At 65.4% G+C, this 16,181-nt stretch carries 14 protein-coding genes; 6 read left to right on the top strand and 8 right to left on the bottom strand.

Translation table 11 applies throughout. The features are described from left to right. The first annotated feature begins 145 nt into the window (after positions 1-145). Complete coding sequence (locus tag ASF61_RS08895) at positions 146-2,377, top strand: NADP-dependent isocitrate dehydrogenase (protein WP_056154150.1); 2,232 nt, start codon at positions 146-148, stop codon at positions 2,375-2,377. 110 nt (positions 2,378-2,487) lie between these two features. Here the strand turns inward: ASF61_RS08895 and ASF61_RS08890 are convergent, their stop codons facing one another. From ASF61_RS08890 to ASF61_RS08855, 8 genes are all read right to left on the bottom strand, one after another. Further along, positions 2,488-2,685, bottom strand: a complete 198-nt coding sequence (locus ASF61_RS08890) for a hypothetical protein (protein ID WP_056154148.1) — start codon at positions 2,683-2,685, stop codon at positions 2,488-2,490. A 52-nt stretch (positions 2,686-2,737) separates the two neighbouring features. Next, positions 2,738-3,391, bottom strand: a complete 654-nt coding sequence (locus ASF61_RS08885; protein ID WP_200919829.1) for a VTT domain-containing protein — start codon at positions 3,389-3,391, stop codon at positions 2,738-2,740. A 106-nt stretch (positions 3,392-3,497) separates the two neighbouring features. Further along, the gene (locus ASF61_RS08880; RefSeq protein ID WP_056154145.1) at positions 3,498-4,070 is read right to left on the bottom strand and encodes a PIN domain-containing protein; all 573 of its coding nucleotides are present in this window, start codon (positions 4,068-4,070) and stop codon (positions 3,498-3,500) included. Positions 4,071-4,072: 2 nt separating this feature from the next. Then, on the bottom strand, positions 4,073-4,534 hold the full coding sequence (locus ASF61_RS08875) for a helix-turn-helix domain-containing protein (RefSeq protein ID WP_082491469.1): 462 nt from the start codon (positions 4,532-4,534) through the stop codon (positions 4,073-4,075). A gap of 109 nt (positions 4,535-4,643) precedes the next feature. After that, positions 4,644-6,260 (bottom strand): alpha,alpha-trehalase TreA, encoded by a 1,617-nt coding sequence (gene treA, locus ASF61_RS08870; RefSeq protein ID WP_056154142.1) that lies wholly within the window; start codon positions 6,258-6,260, stop codon positions 4,644-4,646. An 88-nt stretch (positions 6,261-6,348) separates the two neighbouring features. Beyond that, complete coding sequence (locus ASF61_RS08865; protein WP_229205771.1) at positions 6,349-8,154, bottom strand: glycoside hydrolase family 9 protein; 1,806 nt, start codon at positions 8,152-8,154, stop codon at positions 6,349-6,351. 72 nt (positions 8,155-8,226) lie between these two features. Continuing rightward, a complete protein-coding gene (locus ASF61_RS08860; RefSeq protein WP_056154136.1) occupies positions 8,227-8,952 on the bottom strand; it encodes an anti-sigma factor domain-containing protein in 726 nt (241 codons plus the stop codon). Continuing rightward, a complete protein-coding gene (locus ASF61_RS08855) occupies positions 8,949-9,731 on the bottom strand; it encodes a sigma-70 family RNA polymerase sigma factor (RefSeq protein WP_229205770.1) in 783 nt (260 codons plus the stop codon). Before ASF61_RS08855 ends, ASF61_RS08860 begins: the two co-directional genes overlap by 4 nt. Here ASF61_RS08855 and ASF61_RS08850 point away from each other — a divergent pair. The 5 genes from ASF61_RS08850 to ASF61_RS08830 all read left to right on the top strand — a co-directional run bounded on the left by ASF61_RS08850 (position 9,703) and on the right by ASF61_RS08830 (position 16,176). Continuing rightward, positions 9,703-11,739, top strand: a complete 2,037-nt coding sequence (locus ASF61_RS08850; protein WP_229205769.1) for a TonB-dependent receptor — start codon at positions 9,703-9,705, stop codon at positions 11,737-11,739. The genes ASF61_RS08855 and ASF61_RS08850 overlap by 29 nt on opposite strands. A gap of 160 nt (positions 11,740-11,899) precedes the next feature. Continuing rightward, positions 11,900-13,396, top strand: coding sequence for a DUF4331 domain-containing protein (locus ASF61_RS08845; RefSeq protein WP_229205768.1), 1,497 nt, complete (start codon positions 11,900-11,902; stop codon positions 13,394-13,396). Continuing rightward, the gene (locus ASF61_RS08840; protein ID WP_056154126.1) at positions 13,393-13,656 is read left to right on the top strand and encodes a hypothetical protein; all 264 of its coding nucleotides are present in this window, start codon (positions 13,393-13,395) and stop codon (positions 13,654-13,656) included. The genes ASF61_RS08845 and ASF61_RS08840 overlap by 4 nt, the downstream gene beginning before the upstream one ends. A 223-nt stretch (positions 13,657-13,879) precedes the next feature. Continuing rightward, the gene (locus ASF61_RS08835) at positions 13,880-15,058 is read left to right on the top strand and encodes a hypothetical protein (RefSeq protein ID WP_056154123.1); all 1,179 of its coding nucleotides are present in this window, start codon (positions 13,880-13,882) and stop codon (positions 15,056-15,058) included. Beyond that, positions 15,055-16,176 carry a HupE/UreJ family protein gene (locus tag ASF61_RS08830; protein ID WP_056154120.1) on the top strand — a complete coding sequence of 374 codons (1,122 nt, stop codon included), beginning with the start codon at positions 15,055-15,057 and terminating at the stop codon, positions 16,174-16,176. Before ASF61_RS08835 ends, ASF61_RS08830 begins: the two co-directional genes overlap by 4 nt. The last annotated feature ends 5 nt before the right edge of the window (positions 16,177-16,181 follow it).

Below are 16,181 nucleotides of genomic sequence, written 5' to 3'. Positions count from 1 at the left end.
ATTGCCAAGATAACGCTGCGGCTGAGTACGGAATTCGCACAAATGTCACGCGGACAGTCTAAAATATTCGTCTGGGTTAGATAGACTACTAACACTCCTGCCGTCTGGCACCGATCCGATTTGGTAATGAACTGAGGGAATCAACATGGCAACAGAAAAATCTAAAATCATTTACACCCTGACCGACGAGGCGCCGCTGCTGGCGACGTATTCCCTGCTCCCGATCATCCAGAAGTTCACCGCGCCGGCCGGCGTCGACGTTGTCCCCAGCGACATTTCCGTTGCCGCCCGCGTGATCGCCGAATTCCCGGAATATCTGACCGAAGCGCAGCGCCAGCCGAACACGCTGGCCGAACTGGGCGCACTGACCCAGCATCCGGACACCAACATCATCAAGCTGCCCAACATCAGCGCCTCCGTGTCGCAGCTGCAGGCGGCGATCCGCGAACTGCAAGGCAAGGGCTACGCCCTGCCCGACTACCCGGAAGATGCGAAAACCGACGAAGAAAAAGCGCTGAAGGCGCGCTACGGCAAGTGCATCGGCTCGGCCGTCAACCCGGTCCTGCGCGAAGGTAACTCCGACCGCCGTGCGCCGAAGGCTGTCAAGGAATACGCGCGCAAGCACCCGCACTCGATGGGCGAATGGAGCCAGGCGTCGCGCACCCACGTGTCGCACATGCACGCCGGCGACTTCTACCACGGCGAAAAGTCGATGACCATCGACAAGGCGCGCGACGTCAAGATGGAACTGATCACCGCCTCCGGCAAGACCATCGTGCTCAAACCGAAGGTCTCGCTGCAGGCCGGTGAAATCATCGACAGCATGTTCATGAGCAAAAAGGCGCTGCTCGACTTCTACGAGAAGGAAATCGACGACGCCTACAAGACCGGCGTGATGTTCTCGCTGCACGTGAAAGCGACCATGATGAAGGTGTCGCACCCGATCGTGTTCGGCCACTGCGTGCGCATCTTCTACAAGGAAGCGTTCGAGAAGCACGCCAAGGTGTTCGAGGAACTGGGCGTGAACGTCAACAACGGCATGGTCAACCTGTACGACAAGATCGAAAAGCTGCCGGCCTCGCAGAAGGAAGAAATTCTTAAAGACCTGCACGCCTGCCTCGAGCATCGTCCGAAGCTGGCCATGGTCGATTCGGCCAAGGGCATCACCAACTTCCACTCGCCGAACGACGTGATCGTCGATGCGTCGATGCCGGCAATGATCCGCATCGGCGGCAAGATGTGGGGCGCCGACGGCCGCACTGCCGACGTCAAGGCGGTCATGCCCGAATCGACCTTCGCCCGCATCTACCAGGAGATGATCAACTTCTGCAAATGGCACGGCAACTTCGACCCGACCACCATGGGCACGGTGCCGAACGTGGGCCTGATGGCGCAGCAGGCCGAGGAATACGGTTCGCACGACAAGACTTTCGAAGTAACCGAAGGCGGCATCGCCAACATCACCGACCTGGCCACCGGCGAAGTGCTGCTGACGCAGACCGTGGAAGAAGGCGACATCTGGCGCATGTGCCAGGTGAAGGATGCACCGATCCGCGACTGGGTCAAGCTGGCCGTCACCCGCGCGCGCAACTCGGGCATGCCTGCCGTGTTCTGGCTCGACCCGTACCGTCCGCACGAAAACGAAGTAATCAAGAAGGTGCAGACCTACCTGAAGGACCACGACACCAGCGGCCTGCAGATCGAGATCATGTCGCAAGTGCGCGCCATGCGTTACACCCTCGAGCGCGTCTCGCGCGGCCTGGACACCATCTCGGTGACCGGCAACATCCTGCGCGACTACCTGACCGACCTGTTCCCGATCCTGGAACTGGGCACCTCGGCCAAGATGCTGTCGATCGTGCCGCTGATGGCCGGTGGCGGCATGTACGAAACCGGTGCCGGCGGCTCGGCGCCGAAGCACGTCAAGCAGCTGGTCGAAGAAAACCACCTGCGCTGGGATTCGCTGGGCGAGTTCCTGGCGCTGGCCGTGTCGCTGGAAGAGCTGGGCATCAAGTCGGGCAATAACAAGGCCAAGATCCTGGCCAAGACGCTGGACGCCGCCACCGGCAAGCTGCTCGACAACAGCAAGTCGCCATCGAGCCGCACCGGCGAACTGGACAACCGTGGCAGCCACTTCTACCTGTCGCTGTACTGGGCCCAGGCGCTGGCCGCCCAGACCGAAGACGCGGAACTGCAAGCCCACTTCGCGCCGCTGGCCAAGGCCCTGTCGGAAAACGAAACCAAGGTCGTGGAAGAACTGGCCAAGGTGCAGGGCCAGGCAGTCGACATCGGCGGCTACTACCAGCCCGATCCGGCCAAGACCGCCGCAGCGATGCGTCCAAGCGCCACCTTCAACGCAGCGCTCGACACCATCTAAGCGACAACACCGGGGCGACTGCCCCTGAGAAAAAACCCTGCAAGCCTCGCGGTTTGCAGGGTTTTTTGTTTGCCCGGATGGGGTTAGACGGCAGCGTCCGGCAATACTGCCTAACGCTTGTGACCCGTGATCTCGGCCAGTAGCTCGGGTGGAATCGGCTGGCCGTTCGAACTCAGATGGCGCGCTGTTTCGTGCAATAAATTCATCCGAGTGACCTTGACGACGGCCCAGGCAATGACGCCCGCGATCGGCACGAGCAGCGCCACGATGGGAACCAGCAGCGGTGATACATCGCTCAGCATGTTCATTTTTTATCCCTTTTCGAATGCGCTTCAGGATACCAGCTTGCTGCGCCAGAGCCTAGACCCTGCGCGCGTTTTTGCCCAGCGAGCGCAGCCAGGCGACGATGCCGGGCAGGATGGACAGGAACACGATGGCCAGCACCACGGCCGTCAGGTTGTTGCTGACCCACGGGATATTGCCGAACAGGTAGCCGGCCAGCAGCAGGCTGCCGACCCAGACCAGGCCGCCCACGACGTTGTACGTGAAGAACACGCGCGCCGGCATCGAGCCGAGGGCAGCGACGAATGGCGCCAGCGTGCGCACGATCGGCACGAAGCGGGCCAGGATGATGGTCTTGCCGCCATGGCGCTCGAAGAATTTCTGCGTCAGCACGATGTGCTCGGCCTTCAGGAACGGAATGCGCGAGGTATCGACCGCCTTGCGCCGCACATAGGTGCCGATGGCGAAATTGAGCGCGTCGCCGGTCACGGCAGCCGTCAGCAGCAGGAAGAACAGGATCCACGGATCGAACAGCCCCTTGGCGGCCAGCGCGCCGGCGATGAACAGCAGCGAATCGCCGGGCAGGAAGGGCATGATCACCACCCCGGTTTCAATGAAGATCACGGCGAACAGCAGCAGGTAAATCCAGTGGCCATATGCCGCCACCAGTTCGGACAGGTGCACATCGAGGTGCAGGAACCAGGCGCCCAGCAAGGTCAGAAATTCGTGCATTATTTGGTCTTTCGGCAAGGTTGAACGATCGTGCAGCATTCTAAACCAGCCGACGTGGTTCGCGGCTCCGATGACCAACTAAATTGCCGTGACGACAGCCCTCTGTTCAGATGGCGATCGACCAGCGGCGCAATCCCGCCACGGTTTGCGTCAGTCCTTGCGCCAATAGCGTATCGAGATATTCCGACGCAGTCTTGGGCGGGTTCTTCAAGGACCGGCGGTGGTTTGCCACTGCCTGCAGCACCGCTGCAGTGTGGAGATCCAGAAGGTCGATGATGAAATCGTCGGGATGTTGCGCTGCAAGCTGATACGGAAGCAAAGCCGTTTGCGGAAAATCCTTGAGATTGAATGTCACAATCAGTGCGGCGCCACAATGGATCGCCGCAGCGACAACGTGGCGATCGGCGGGATCAGGCAAGCTCACGGACAGAATAAGATAATCGAAGCCGCTGACCAAGCTGTCGCGGACATGCGCGTTCATCAATTGGCGTGTCCGGTTCAGCTGACCAGCATTGAGATCAGGACGATTAGCCAGGACGTTGCGCGTCCATTCGTCATGAATCAGCTCACTCCAGCGGGCGCGGTATAGATCCGATAGCGCAAGGTGCATCAACAAGTCGCGTAGCGGTGCCGGGTACAGAACGCAGGCGTCATACACGACCGTGAAGTGCGCGCTCATGATCAATACCCTAAACCGAGCTCCTGTGCCTGACGGCTTAACTCCTCGAGCGCGACGCGACGCTCGCCATCGACACGCTGCTTATAGTCCATCACATCCTGAAAGCGCACCCGCCGATGCGCGCCAGTCTTGTGGAAAGGTATATCACCATTTTCCAGCAACCGGATCAGGAAGGGTCGGGAGACGCCGAGCATATCTGCTGCTTGCTGCGTGGTCAGCTCGGCGTGGACGGGTATCATCGACACCGCGTTGCCTTGTCCGATTTCCGTCAGGATGTCCACCAGCAGCCGCAGTGCCGACGTCGGAATACTGACTGCTTTGACGCTGCCCTGCTCGTCGTAAAAATCAATTTGCTGGGATGTCTCACGGCTGCGTAACACAGCCGATAAGGCGCGGCCGGACTCCCTCGCCAATGCGATGTCGCCGGTGGTAGGCAGCGTCACAGGAAGAATTGGCATGTTCATGGCAAGCATCCCCCGTCCAATAAATTTGGTTGCTGCCATTCTAATCGAAATAAACGAAACACGAAATCGCAGCGATCGATTCCGTCTCAGCAACGCGTCGGTCGCTGTCCTATTCTCGCTCCCGGCCAAGGTCCGGATACCGCTCGAGCAGCGCGCTGGTGACGCCGTTGGTCCAGCCGAAGCCGTCCTGGGTCGGATATTCGCCGCCGCCGCCGGTCTTGCGTTCTTCGACATCGTATTTTTCCAGCAGCTTGCCCGTTTCCAGCCAGGTGCGGTGGACGGTGTTGACCCAGCGTCCGGCGATGTCGCGCGCCAGGGCGGTGTGGCCGTAGCGGGACAGGCCATCGACGGCGATCCACTGCAGCGGCGCCCAGCCGTTGGGGGCGTCCCATTGCTGGCCCGTGCGCAGCAAGGTGGTGCGTACGCCGCCTTCGGCCAGCAGCTGGCGCCGGGTGGTGTCGGCCACGGCTGCCGCCTGCGCCGGCGTGGCGATGCCGACCCACAGCGGGTAATAGGTGGCCGCGCTCAGCACCGCGGTAGGGCGCTGGTGGCGCAGGTCGTAGTCGGCATAGCGCTGCTCGGCGCCGACCCAGAAGATGCGCTGGATGGCCGCCGCGCGGGTCGCGCTGGCCTGCCGGTACTGCGCGGCGCACGCCGTGTCGTGCGCAGCTTCGCAGCGGCGCGCCACTTCGCCTTCGAGCTGGTAGAGCAGGCTGTTCAGGTCCACCGGCGCGATCGCGGTCGTGTGCACGGTGGCCAGGCGCTGCGGATCGTCCTGCCAGCGCGACGAAAAGTCCCAGCCGCTCTCGGCCGCCGCGCGCAGGTCGCGGAACAGTTCGGGTGTCGAGCGGCCGCTGTCGCGGGCCGTGTCGAGGTCGGGCTGGGTGGCCTCGTCGCGCGGCGTGTCTTTGGCATCCCAGTAGCGGTTGAGGATGGTGCCGTCGGCCAGGCGTACCACGTGTTCGCAGGCGCCCTGCCCGCTCTGCGGCAGGCACGCAGCACCGCGCATCCAGTAATCGTGCTCGCGCCTGAGCGCGGCCAGCAGGCGCGCATCGGCAGCGGTGTCGCCGAGCGGCTTGAGTTGCGCCATGGCCGCGAAGAACGGCGGCTGCGAGCGGCTCAGGTAATAGCTGCGGGTGCCGTTGGGGATGTGGCCGTAACGCTCGATCAGGCTCTGGAAGCCGACGATCATCGACTCGACCAGGTCGCTGCGGTGGTCGGCCTGTAAGCCCAGCATCGTGAAATACGAATCCCAGTAATAAATTTCGCGAAAGCGCCCGCCCGGCACCACGTAACTGGCCGGCAGCGGCAAGGCCGACGACCACCTGGGCGGATCGAGCGGCGGGCGCGTGAGCACCGGCCACAGCGAGGCGATGTGCTGGCGCAGCGTGATGGCGGCTGGCGCCGGCAGGGTGAAGTGGCGTTCCACGAAGGCTTGCAGCGCCGCCTTGTCGCGCGGTTGCTGCTGCCGGTACTGCGCCAGGATCGCTTGCGGATCGGCCTTCGGCACGGCATCGGCAAAGGTCTTGGCGTCGGGGTAGATGTGGGCGGTTTGCACCGCCTGGTACAGTGGACCGAACAGCTGCTGCGGCGTGGGAACGTCCGGCATGACGTCAGATTTGCTGGCGCCTTGCGCGGGCGTCGTCTGTGCAGCGGCCTGGCCGGTCGCTGCCAGCCAGGCCGCTGCCAGCAGCAGCGCAGCAGGTACGCGCTTGTTTCCCTTCATCGTCTCTCCTCCGTGGCGCGCTCCCGGTGGCGCGTCTCGGACTCGATGTTACCTCAGCAGCGAATACCGCTACGTCCCGCTGACGCGCTCACTTGGCAGGTGCCGGCGTCAGCGCCTGCAGGGCCGCCGATACGTACACCAGCGGCGCATTCCAGTTGATGGCCACCTCGTTGCTGGCATATGAACAGACATCATCGAGGTAAGCGCGTGCCGGCAAGGTCGAGGCGTAGCTGGCCTTGCAGTCCTTCTGGTCTTCGCGGCCGGGCTGGGGCCCGCCGGCCACGAAACCGGGCACCGGCGCGGCGATGCCGTCCGCTTCCGACGGCCGGTGGTGCGGGTGCAGCGTCGAGCGCGCGCCGAACCCGGTGACGAACGAGATATCGACGGCGTTGCGGCCGAGGATGTAGTCGAAATTGGCCTGCGCCGCGTCGAGGTAGGTGCGCTTGCCGGTCAGGCGGTAGCCGTGCAGCAGCACCATGGCCTGGTTCAGCACCATGGCATTGCTGCCCCAGACGTAATCGGCAGCCTGCATCGCGGTGCCGTAGGCCGAGCGCTGGCTGACCGCCGCCAGCTGGCTCGACAAGGTATCGATGCGGCTGGCGATCAGGGCCTGGTCGGCGACCGCCGCCAGGTGCTGGCGGTGGCGCGCCAGCGACATCCACGCCAGGCTGTCCACCTGGCCCCACGACGGCACCGTGGCCTGCACGGTCGGCGCCTGCATGGCCTGGTAATACGCGGCGTCGCCGGTGGTGATGAACAGTTCGGCGGCAGCCCACGCGAATTCGTCGCGCACGTCCTGGTCGCCATACTCGCCGGTCTTGATGTCGGCCGGCTGCTGGTAGTACGCCCTGGGATTGGCATTGGCCCAGCGCCACGCGCGTTCGGCAGCCGTGCGCATGCGCGCGGCCAGACCGGGCAGCTGCTTGTCATAGGGCGCGAGGACGCGGCTGGCGGTGGCCATCACGGCGGCAAAATCGAGTGCGGCGGCGGTGGTCTTCTGCACCACGTAACGCTGCTGGTGGGCGTCGGCCGGCATCACGAAGCCGTCGAAGCTCTTGTCGGTGAGCTTGTGGTACACGCCGCCGTCGTTGGGGTCCTGCATGGTCAGCATCCACTGCAGGTTCCACAGCGTTTCATTGAGCAGGTCGGGAATGCCGTTGCCGCTCTCCGGAATATTGAGCGCCTGCTGGCGGAACTGGGCCGGGAAGTCTTCCCACGCGGCCAGCAGCGTGTAGGTCGAGATACCGGAATTGACGATGTACTTGTTGTAGTCGCCGGCGTCGTACCAGCCCTTGGGACTGGAGATGATGGTGCCGGCCGGGCGCGCGCTCGACGCGGCCGAAGCGTGCACCATCACGCTGGTATCCGGGTGGCCGGCCGCGCGCGCGTACACGCCGGCGTGCTGCCGGTCGAGCGCAATGCTGGCGCGGTTGTAGTAATAGGCGCGGATCGCACCGGCATTGAGCGCCTGGAAGGCGCTGGCCGAAACGTCGAACGGCAGCGAATCGGGCAGTCCGGCCACGCGCAGCTGGTAGCGGCCCGCCGTGGTCAGCGTGGAAAAATCGGCCTGCCGCACCGTCTCGCCCGACTCCGGCGCCGACCTGGCGGCGCTCAGCGTCCCTTGCAGCACCACCGTCCCACCTCCGGTCCCCCCTGCGGCGCGGATCACGCTGAACGTCGTGGCGCCCGTCTCCGGCACCACCGCTACCTTGACGGCGCCGGGCAGAAAGCCCAGCTGATTGAGCTTGATGTCGGCCGCACTGGCGCCGCCGCAAGAAGCGGCGCAGCTGCTGGCGATGGCGACGGCGAGCGCGGCGCGCCGGTGGAACGGGAAGGTAGTTGGCATGGTCACGGGGCACAGGGTCAAGAAAACGATTTCACGATGATCGTTCATATTTGTCACCCAGTCAACGACCTGCGCCATTGATTCTGGCTATGGTGCCAGCCCGCTCCGGTGGCCGGCGCGCTACAGCACGCGCACCCAGTTCCCCTTGTACAGTATCGGCCCGCTCGGTCCGTTCGGATCGCGCGAGCCGCCCTTCGGTTCCAGCGAAACCGCCAGCAGCGCCACGTCGGCGCCGATGGCGCGTGACGGGGCGCCCGGCGCCAGCGTCAGCCGGCCGGACGGATCGACCAGGCCCAGCGAACGCGGGTTGCCGGACTTGGGCACTGCCCACAGCTGCAGCGATTTGTCCGGCGCGACCGGTGCACCGCCGACCAGGCGCACCGTCAGCTGCCGCCGGTTTTGGTCGGCCGCCAGCACCAGCACCGGCTGCGCCTTGTCGTCGGTCAGGGTGGCCAGGTATTCGGCCTGCGGCGCCTGCATGCCGTGCGTGGCCAGCAGCGCGGCCAGTACCAGCGCGGCCGCCGTCGAGACGATGGCCAGCGGGCGCCACGCACCGGCACCTGCCATGTGCCAGGCTTCGCTGCGCCAGAACTGCCAGGCCGGCACCGCCGGGCGCAAGCCGAGCCGGCGCTCGATGCCGGTCCAGACCTGCCGGCGCGGCGTCTGCGCCCCCGCGAACTCGGCCAGCGGCGCCAGCCGGTCCTGCCATTCGGCCACGGTGCGGCGCAGTGCGGCGTCGTGGTGCAGATAAGCTTCGAAGCGGCGCCGGGCGCCGCCCCGCAGGGTGCCAAGCGCGTATTCGGCTGCCAGTTTTTCGCGCAGGGGCAGGTTGTCGCGCAGGTTCATGGCGCCGCCTCGCGCGCCAGGCAGGCCTTGAGTTTTTCCAGGCTGCGGCGGATCCAGGTCTTGACCGTGCCGATCGGCAGCGCCATGTGCGCGGCCACCTCGCTGTGCGACAGGTCGTGGAAATAGGCCAGTCCCATCACCTGCCGGTGCACGCCTTCCAGGGCCGACATGCAGTAGGCCAGCGCCTTGGCGTCGCGGCTCAGTTCCAGCGCATCGATCGGCGTGGCGCCCGGATCGCGCAAGGCGTCCATCACGGCAGCGGCGTACGGATCGCCATCGATCTCGGCGTCGTCGTCGCTGCGGCGCAGCGCGTCATAGGCCTTGTTGCGCACGATGGTGGTCATCCATGTCATCGGTGCGGCAAGGTGGCTTTGGTAGTTGCCTGCATTGTTCCAGATCGCCACAAAGCTCTCCTGTAAAACATCTTCGGCTAGTTCACGCCTGTTCAATATACGCAGCGCAAAGCCGAACAGTTTCGGCGACACGGCGTCGTACAGGGCGCGAAAGGCCGCTGCATCGCGGCGCGCGGCGCCTTCGAGCCAGCGCCGCAGTTGCTGGGGGTCGGTAGTAATAATGTCTGGCACGGTGAGCTTGTCTGTGTGTTGGGGAACGGAACCGGATTTAAAAATGGAAGCGACAGGAAAATACCACATGGACCCGCGCACTGTACGAATCATGAATCCGTTTTCATGTTCCTTGCGTAGAATCATTTTCATAAAGAAAATAAATTCGACGTTTTCAGGAGACCGGATGAGAGTTGAATCGGTGATGGGCGCCATGGCAGGTGTGCTGGCGATGATGCTGGCGCCCGGCGCGCACGGCGAGCCTGCCGTAGCGCTGGTGGAAGACGACGCCGCCCCGCCCAGCGTGACGGTGCTCGGCCACTACGACAATGCCGTGGGCACGGCCGATGCCGCCAGCGAAGGCACGGTCACGGCCAGCCTGATCGCCAACCGCCCTGCCCTGCGCACGGGCGAGCTGCTCGAATTCGTGCCCGGCATGATCGTCACCCAGCACAGCGGCGACGGCAAGGCCAACCAGTATTTCCTGCGCGGCTTCAACCTCGACCACGGCACCGACTTTGCCACCTATGTGGACGCGATGCCGGTCAATCTGCGCACCAACGCGCATGGCCAGGGCTACTCGGACCTCAACTTCGTGATTCCCGAGCTGGTGCAGCGCATCGACTACCGCAAGGGACCGTATTTTGCCGACGAAGGCGACTTCTCGTCGGCCGGCGCCGCCCGACTGAGCCTGGTCGACACGCTGCCGCAGGGGCTGGCCAGCGCCACGCTGGGCAGCTACGGTTACCAGCGTGCGCTGCTGGCGAACGCGTTCGACCTCGCCGGCGGCAAGCTGCTGTACGGCGTCGATGCGGGCCGCAACGACGGTCCGTGGGATGCTCCGGAAAACGTGCGCAAGGCCAGCGCGCTGCTGCGCTATAGCAGCGGCGACGAACAGCGCGGCTACAACATCACCGCCATGGCATACCGCAACCGCTGGAACGCCACCGACCAGGTGCCGCTGCGCGCCGTGCAGCAGGGGGTGATCGACCGCTTCGGCGCCATCGACGCCAGCGACGGCGGCAAGACCGACCGCGCCAGCCTGTCATGGGCCATGCACGTCAAGGACGACAACCGCGTGAGCGAGGCGGCCGCCTACATCGTGCGCTCGCGGCTGGACCTGTTCAGCAACTTCACCTATTTTCTGAACGATCCCGTCAACGGCGACCAGTTCCAGCAAAGCGAACGGCGCACCATGGCCGGCGTCAACGCCAGCACGGCCTGGCTGGCCAGCTGGGGCGGCGTCGAGGTGCGCAACAAGATCGGCGTGCAGACGCGCTACGACCATATCTCGCCGCTGGGCCTGTACGCCACGGTGGCCCGCGCGCGCATCGGCACCGTGCGCGAAGACCGGGTCAACGAAGCCAGCGCCGGCGTCTACGTCGAGAACACCGCATACTGGCAGCCTACGCTGCGCACCGTGCTCGGGGTGCGCCACGACGGCTACCGCTTCGATGTCGACGGCGACCGCGTGACCGCGCAGCGCACCTCGCCCAAGCTGTCGGTGATCCTGGGGCCATGGGCCGATACCGAGTATTTCATCAACTACGGCGCCGGCTTCCACAGCAACGACGCGCGCGGCGTGGTGCAGGCGGCCGATCCGGCCACGCCGCTGGTGGGCACGCGCGGCTATGAGCTGGGGGTGCGCAGCGAATGGCTGCCCGGTCTGCAGACGTCGCTGTCGCTGTGGACGCTCGATATCGACTCGGAACTGGTGTTCGCGGGCGACAGCGGCCAGACCGAACCGAGCCGGCCCAGCCGCCGCCGCGGCATCGAGTGGAGCAGCCATTACATCGCGGCGCCCTGGCTGCTGTTCGACCTCGACCTGTCGGCCTCGCGCGCGCGCTACCGCCAGAGCGACCCGGCCGGCAATTACGTGCCCGAGGCGCTGGACCGGGTGGCGTCGTTCGGCGTCACGGTCAAGGATCTGGGCCGCTGGCAGGGCGCGCTCGAGCTGCGCTATTTCGGCAAGCGCCCGCTGATCGAAGACAACAGCGTGCGCTCGAACGCCACCACGCTGCTGTACGGGCGCATCGGCTACCAGTTCACGCCGCGCACGCGCCTGACCCTGGACGGCTTCAACCTGCTCAACCGCAAGGCCAGCGACATCGATTACTACTACGCGTCGCGCCTGCCGGGCGAACCGGCCGACGGCGTCAACGACCTCCATTTCCATCCGGTGGAACCGCGCACCGCGCGGCTCACGCTGAGCCACCGCTTTTGACGATGCAAAAAAAGTTAGCCATTTATGAATCCGACGGCAATCGTGCGCCGTATAGGTGTGAGCAGTGTAGGCAGTGTAGGCAACAACCGCAGTTTGCAGTAACCGACATTTAAACCAAAGGGGATATACGATGCAAACGTTGATCAAGCATGCCTTGGGCATGGCAGTACTGGGTACCCTGGCTGGCGCGCTGGCGCCGGCAGCGATGGCGTCGAGCCACCGCGAAGCGCCGTTCGTGACGCAAAGTCCGAAAGTGGACGGCACCGACTTTTACATGTTCCGCAGCTACGAGACGGGCCGCTCCGGCTTCGTCACGCTGATCGCCGATTACGTGCCACTGCAGGATGCCTACGGCGGTCCGAACTACTTCGCCATGGACCCGAACGCGCTGTACGAAATCCACATCGATAACAACGGCGACGCCAAGGAAGACATCACCTTCCAGTTCCGCTTCACCAACACCAACAAGGACACCAAGCTGACCGTGGGCGGCAAATCGGTCTCGATTCCGCTGGTGATCAACGGCGGCGCCATCGCCGGCGCCAATGCCGCCGGCGCCAATGTGCGCGAAACCTACACCATCAACGTGGTGCGCGGCGACCGCCGCACCGGTACCAAGTCGGCGATCACCAATGCCGCCGGCGGCACCACCTTCGACAAGCCGCTCGACAACATCGGCAACAAGTCGATCCCCGACTACGCCGCCTATGCCGCTGCCCACGTGTACAGCGTCAACATCCCCGGCTGCTCGACGCCGGCCCGCGTGTTCGTCGGCCAGCGCAAGGATCCGTTCGTGGTCAACCTCGGCGAAACCTTCGACCTGGTCAACATCAAGGCGCCGGCCGTGGAATTTGCCGCCAACGCCGAACGCGCAGCCAAGGACGACCTGGCGCAGAAGAACGTGACCTCGATCGAGATGGAAGTGGCGGCATCGTGCCTGACCGCCGCCAACAGCAGCGACCCGGTCATCGGCGGCTGGACCACGGCCAGCGTGCGCCAGGCGCGCCTGCTCAATCCGACCCCGAACAGCTCGACGCCATCGAAGGAAGGCGGCGCCTGGACCCAGGTTTCGCGCCTCGGTTCGCCATTGGTCAACGAAGTGGTGATCGGCCTGAAAGACAAGGACACCTTCAACGCCAGCAAGCCTTCCGGCGACGCCCAGTTTGCCGATTACGTGACCAACCCCACCCTGCCCGCGCTGATCGAGATCCTGTACGGCAGCGCCGGCGCCAAGGCGCCGACCAACTTCCCGCGTAACGACCTGGTGGCCGCCTTCCTCACCGGCGTCAAGGGCCTGAACCAGCCGGCCACCGTCACCGCGTCCGAGATGCTGCGCCTGAACACCTCGACGCCGGTAACGGCCATGGGTTCGCAAAGCCGCCTCGGCGTGATCGGCGGCGACAATGCCGGCTTCCCGAACGGCCGCCGTCCCGGCGACGACGTGGTCGATATCGCCCTGCGCGTGGTGATGGGCAAGCTGTGCACCATCAGCCTCGGCTGCGCACCGTCGGATGCACCGGCCGGCGCGCTGCAGTTCACCGACGGCGCCTACATCGACGACAGCTTCTTCAACGCCGGCTTCCCTTACCTGAAAACCCCGATCGCCGGCTCGCCGCAAAGCGCCGCCGTGGCCCAATCGGCAAGGAGCGCACGATGAAAAAAATCACGGTGACACTGGGCGCTGCAGCGCTGCTGGCCCTGGCCGGCTGCGGCAGCAGCGATGACCATGCAATCAGCAATACCGGCGGCGGCAGCAGTGGCGGCGGCGGTAGCGGCGGCGGCAGCATGGTGGACAGCTTTTACAGCGCGGTGCTGGCGCTGATCGGCGACGGCAGCGAGACCACGACCGAGCCGGTGGCCACCGACAGCATCACGGCCACCGCACCGGAAGACACCGAGCCGGTCGCGCTGAAATAAGGGGACCGCGAAAAACCGTCGCGAGCCGCCCGATATCGTCTTAAGTAGCGCAAGCGTACGGAGGTACGCTGAGCAACGGAGAGGCGATAGCGGGTCGCGCAGCAGGTTTGACGTGGTTCCCGTAAAGCTTTCAGGGCAATCGGGCATGACCCCGGCGCTGGTCCGTTGCAGGACCGGCGCCGTTTGTTCTTATTGTCGTTCTTTGTGATTGCAGGATGCATCGATGAGCAGACTCCAGAAGTTATTCACGCTGTGCGCGGTGGTGGGCGCCGTCGCCTGCGCCCACGCAGCACCATACATTCCCGCCAGCGGCGCCCAGGTGATCGAAACCCTGCCGCGCCGGGGCGACCCGGTCCAGCAGGAACTGCGCCGGCTGCGCGCACAGCTCAACGCCCGTCCCGACGACATGGCACTGGCCACCACGCTGGCCAAACGCTACATTGCGCTGGGCCGCAGCGAGACCGATCCGCGCTACCTCGGCTACGCCGAAGCCGCGCTGGCGCCGTGGTGGAAGATGGCCGCACCACCGCCGGCAGTACGGCTGCTGCGCGCCACGCTGCTGCAAAGCACCCACCAGTTTCCTGCCGCACTGGCCGACCTGCAAGGCGTGCTGGCGGCCGAGCCGCAGAATGCCCAGGCCTGGCTGACCCTGGCCACGGTACAAACCGTGCAGGGCGACTACGCCGGCGCCACCCGCAGCTGCGCGCACCTGTCGTCGCTGGCCAATGAACTGATCACCGTCACCTGCGTGGCGCAGGTGGGCGCCGTGACCGGCCGCGCACTGCAAAGCGAACAGCTGCTGGCGCTCACGCTCGAGCGCAGCGGCAAGACCGCGCCCGAGCTGCAGGTCTGGGTGCTGACGCTGCTGGCCGAAATGGCGCAGCGGCGCGACGCCGCAGAACTGGCGGAGACGCGCTTCCAGCGCGCACTGGCGCTCGACCCGCGCGACAGCTACCTGCTGGGCGCCTACTGCGACTTTTTGCTCGAACAAAAACGGCCGTCGCGGGTGGAGGCGCTGCTGGCCGACCAGACCCGCATCGATGCCCTGCTGCTGCGCCGCGCGCTGGCGCTGCAGCAGCAAGGCAAGGGCGCCGCCCTGGCAGCCGACGTGGCCGAACTGGGCGCACGCTTCGACGCGGCCATGCTGCGCGGCGACACCGTGCACCAGCGCGAGCAGGCCCGCTTCGAGCTGCTGCGGCGCGATACGGCGCGGGCGCTGACGCTGGCGCGCAAGAACTGGGCGATCCAGAAGGAACCGGCCGACATGCGCATCTATCTCGACGCCGCCCTGCAGGCGCGCGACCGCGACGCCGCGCAACCGGTGCTCGACTGGATCGCGAAGAACAAGACGGAAGACGCTGGCGCCGCCAGGCTGGTGCGCCAGCTCGGAGAGGCTGCGTGACGGCGCGCTGGTGGTACCGGCTGTTCGTCCTGGTCTGCCTGTGCGGCGCGCTGCTGCCGGCGCAGGCGCACAAGCCCAGCGACAGCTACCTGGCGCTCGATATCCGCGGCGCCCAGATCAGCGGTCAATGGGACATCGCGCTGCGCGACCTCGATTTTGCGCTGGGCCTGGACCAGGACGGCGACGGCAAGCTGACCTGGGATGAAATCCGCACGCGCCATGCGGCCATTGCCGCCTATGCGCTCGAACGCCTGACCCTGTCCACCGGCCAGGGGCGGTGCACGGTCACGCCGCAGCAGCAGCTGATCGACAACCATACCGACGGCGCCTACAGCGTGCTGCGGTTTACCGCCACCTGCGCGGCGCCGGTCACGTCGCTCGATGTCGGTTACCGGCTGTTTGCCGAGATCGACCCGCAGCACAAGGGCTTGCTGCGCCTGACGCACGACGGCGAAACGTCCACCGCGATTTTCGATCCCGAGCACGCGCGCCAGACGCTGACGCTGGCCGCGCCCGACCGCTGGCACCAGTTCGCGACGTATATCAAGGAAGGCGTGTGGCATATCTGGATCGGCTACGATCACATCCTGTTCCTGCTGTCGCTGCTGCTGCCGGCCGTGCTGCTGGCGCCACCGGCCAACAACCTGCGCGGCGCTTTCATCGACGTGCTGAAAGTGGTCACCGCCTTCACGCTCGCGCATTCGCTGACGCTGACGCTGGCCAGCCTGTCGGTGATCTCGCTGCCTTCGCGGCTGGTGGAATCGGCGATCGCCGCCTCGGTGGTGCTGGCGGCGGTCAACAACATCTATCCGCTGTTCCGCACCCGCCGCCCGGTAGCCGCCTTCGCCTTCGGCCTGATCCACGGCTTCGGCTTTGCCAGCGTGCTCGGCGACCTCGGACTGCCGCAGGGCGCGCTGGTCACCAGCCTGCTCGGCTTTAACGTCGGCGTGGAAATCGGTCAGCTCTGCATCGTGGCCGTGTTCCTGCCGATCGCCTACCTGCTGCGCCGCACGCGCTTCTACCGCGTGCTGCTGACCGGCGGCTCGGCGCTGATTGCGCTGCTGGCGCTGGTGTGGCTGGTGGAGCGGGCCTTCGATCTGCCGCTGTTCGGCGCATGAACTGC

The organism is Duganella sp. Leaf126 (assembly GCF_001423125.1).
Taxonomy (GTDB): domain Bacteria; phylum Pseudomonadota; class Gammaproteobacteria; order Burkholderiales; family Burkholderiaceae_D; genus Rugamonas.
This window is presented reverse-complemented; position numbering and strand designations above follow the sequence as displayed.

What these genes read in the sequence shown, in the direction of transcription:
- ASF61_RS08895 (WP_056154150.1), top strand. Translation starts at nt 146, where the DNA reads ATGGCAACAGAAAAATCTAAAATCATTTACACCCTGACCGACGAGGCG.
- ASF61_RS08890 (WP_056154148.1), bottom strand. Translation starts at nt 2,685, where the DNA reads ATGAACATGCTGAGCGATGTATCACCGCTGCTGGTTCCCATCGTGGCG.
- ASF61_RS08885 (WP_200919829.1), bottom strand. Translation starts at nt 3,391, where the DNA reads ATGCACGAATTTCTGACCTTGCTGGGCGCCTGGTTCCTGCACCTCGAT.
- ASF61_RS08880 (WP_056154145.1), bottom strand. Translation starts at nt 4,070, where the DNA reads ATGAGCGCGCACTTCACGGTCGTGTATGACGCCTGCGTTCTGTACCCG.
- ASF61_RS08875 (WP_082491469.1), bottom strand. Translation starts at nt 4,534, where the DNA reads ATGAACATGCCAATTCTTCCTGTGACGCTGCCTACCACCGGCGACATC.
- treA (WP_056154142.1), bottom strand. Translation starts at nt 6,260, where the DNA reads ATGAAGGGAAACAAGCGCGTACCTGCTGCGCTGCTGCTGGCAGCGGCC.
- ASF61_RS08865 (WP_229205771.1), bottom strand. Translation starts at nt 8,154, where the DNA reads ATGAACGATCATCGTGAAATCGTTTTCTTGACCCTGTGCCCCGTGACC.
- ASF61_RS08860 (WP_056154136.1), bottom strand. Translation starts at nt 8,952, where the DNA reads ATGAACCTGCGCGACAACCTGCCCCTGCGCGAAAAACTGGCAGCCGAA.
- ASF61_RS08850 (WP_229205769.1), top strand. Translation starts at nt 9,703, where the DNA reads ATGAGAGTTGAATCGGTGATGGGCGCCATGGCAGGTGTGCTGGCGATG.
- ASF61_RS08855 (WP_229205770.1), bottom strand. Translation starts at nt 9,731, where the DNA reads ATGGCGCCCATCACCGATTCAACTCTCATCCGGTCTCCTGAAAACGTC.
- ASF61_RS08845 (WP_229205768.1), top strand. Translation starts at nt 11,900, where the DNA reads ATGGCAGTACTGGGTACCCTGGCTGGCGCGCTGGCGCCGGCAGCGATG.
- ASF61_RS08840 (WP_056154126.1), top strand. Translation starts at nt 13,393, where the DNA reads ATGAAAAAAATCACGGTGACACTGGGCGCTGCAGCGCTGCTGGCCCTG.
- ASF61_RS08835 (WP_056154123.1), top strand. Translation starts at nt 13,880, where the DNA reads ATGAGCAGACTCCAGAAGTTATTCACGCTGTGCGCGGTGGTGGGCGCC.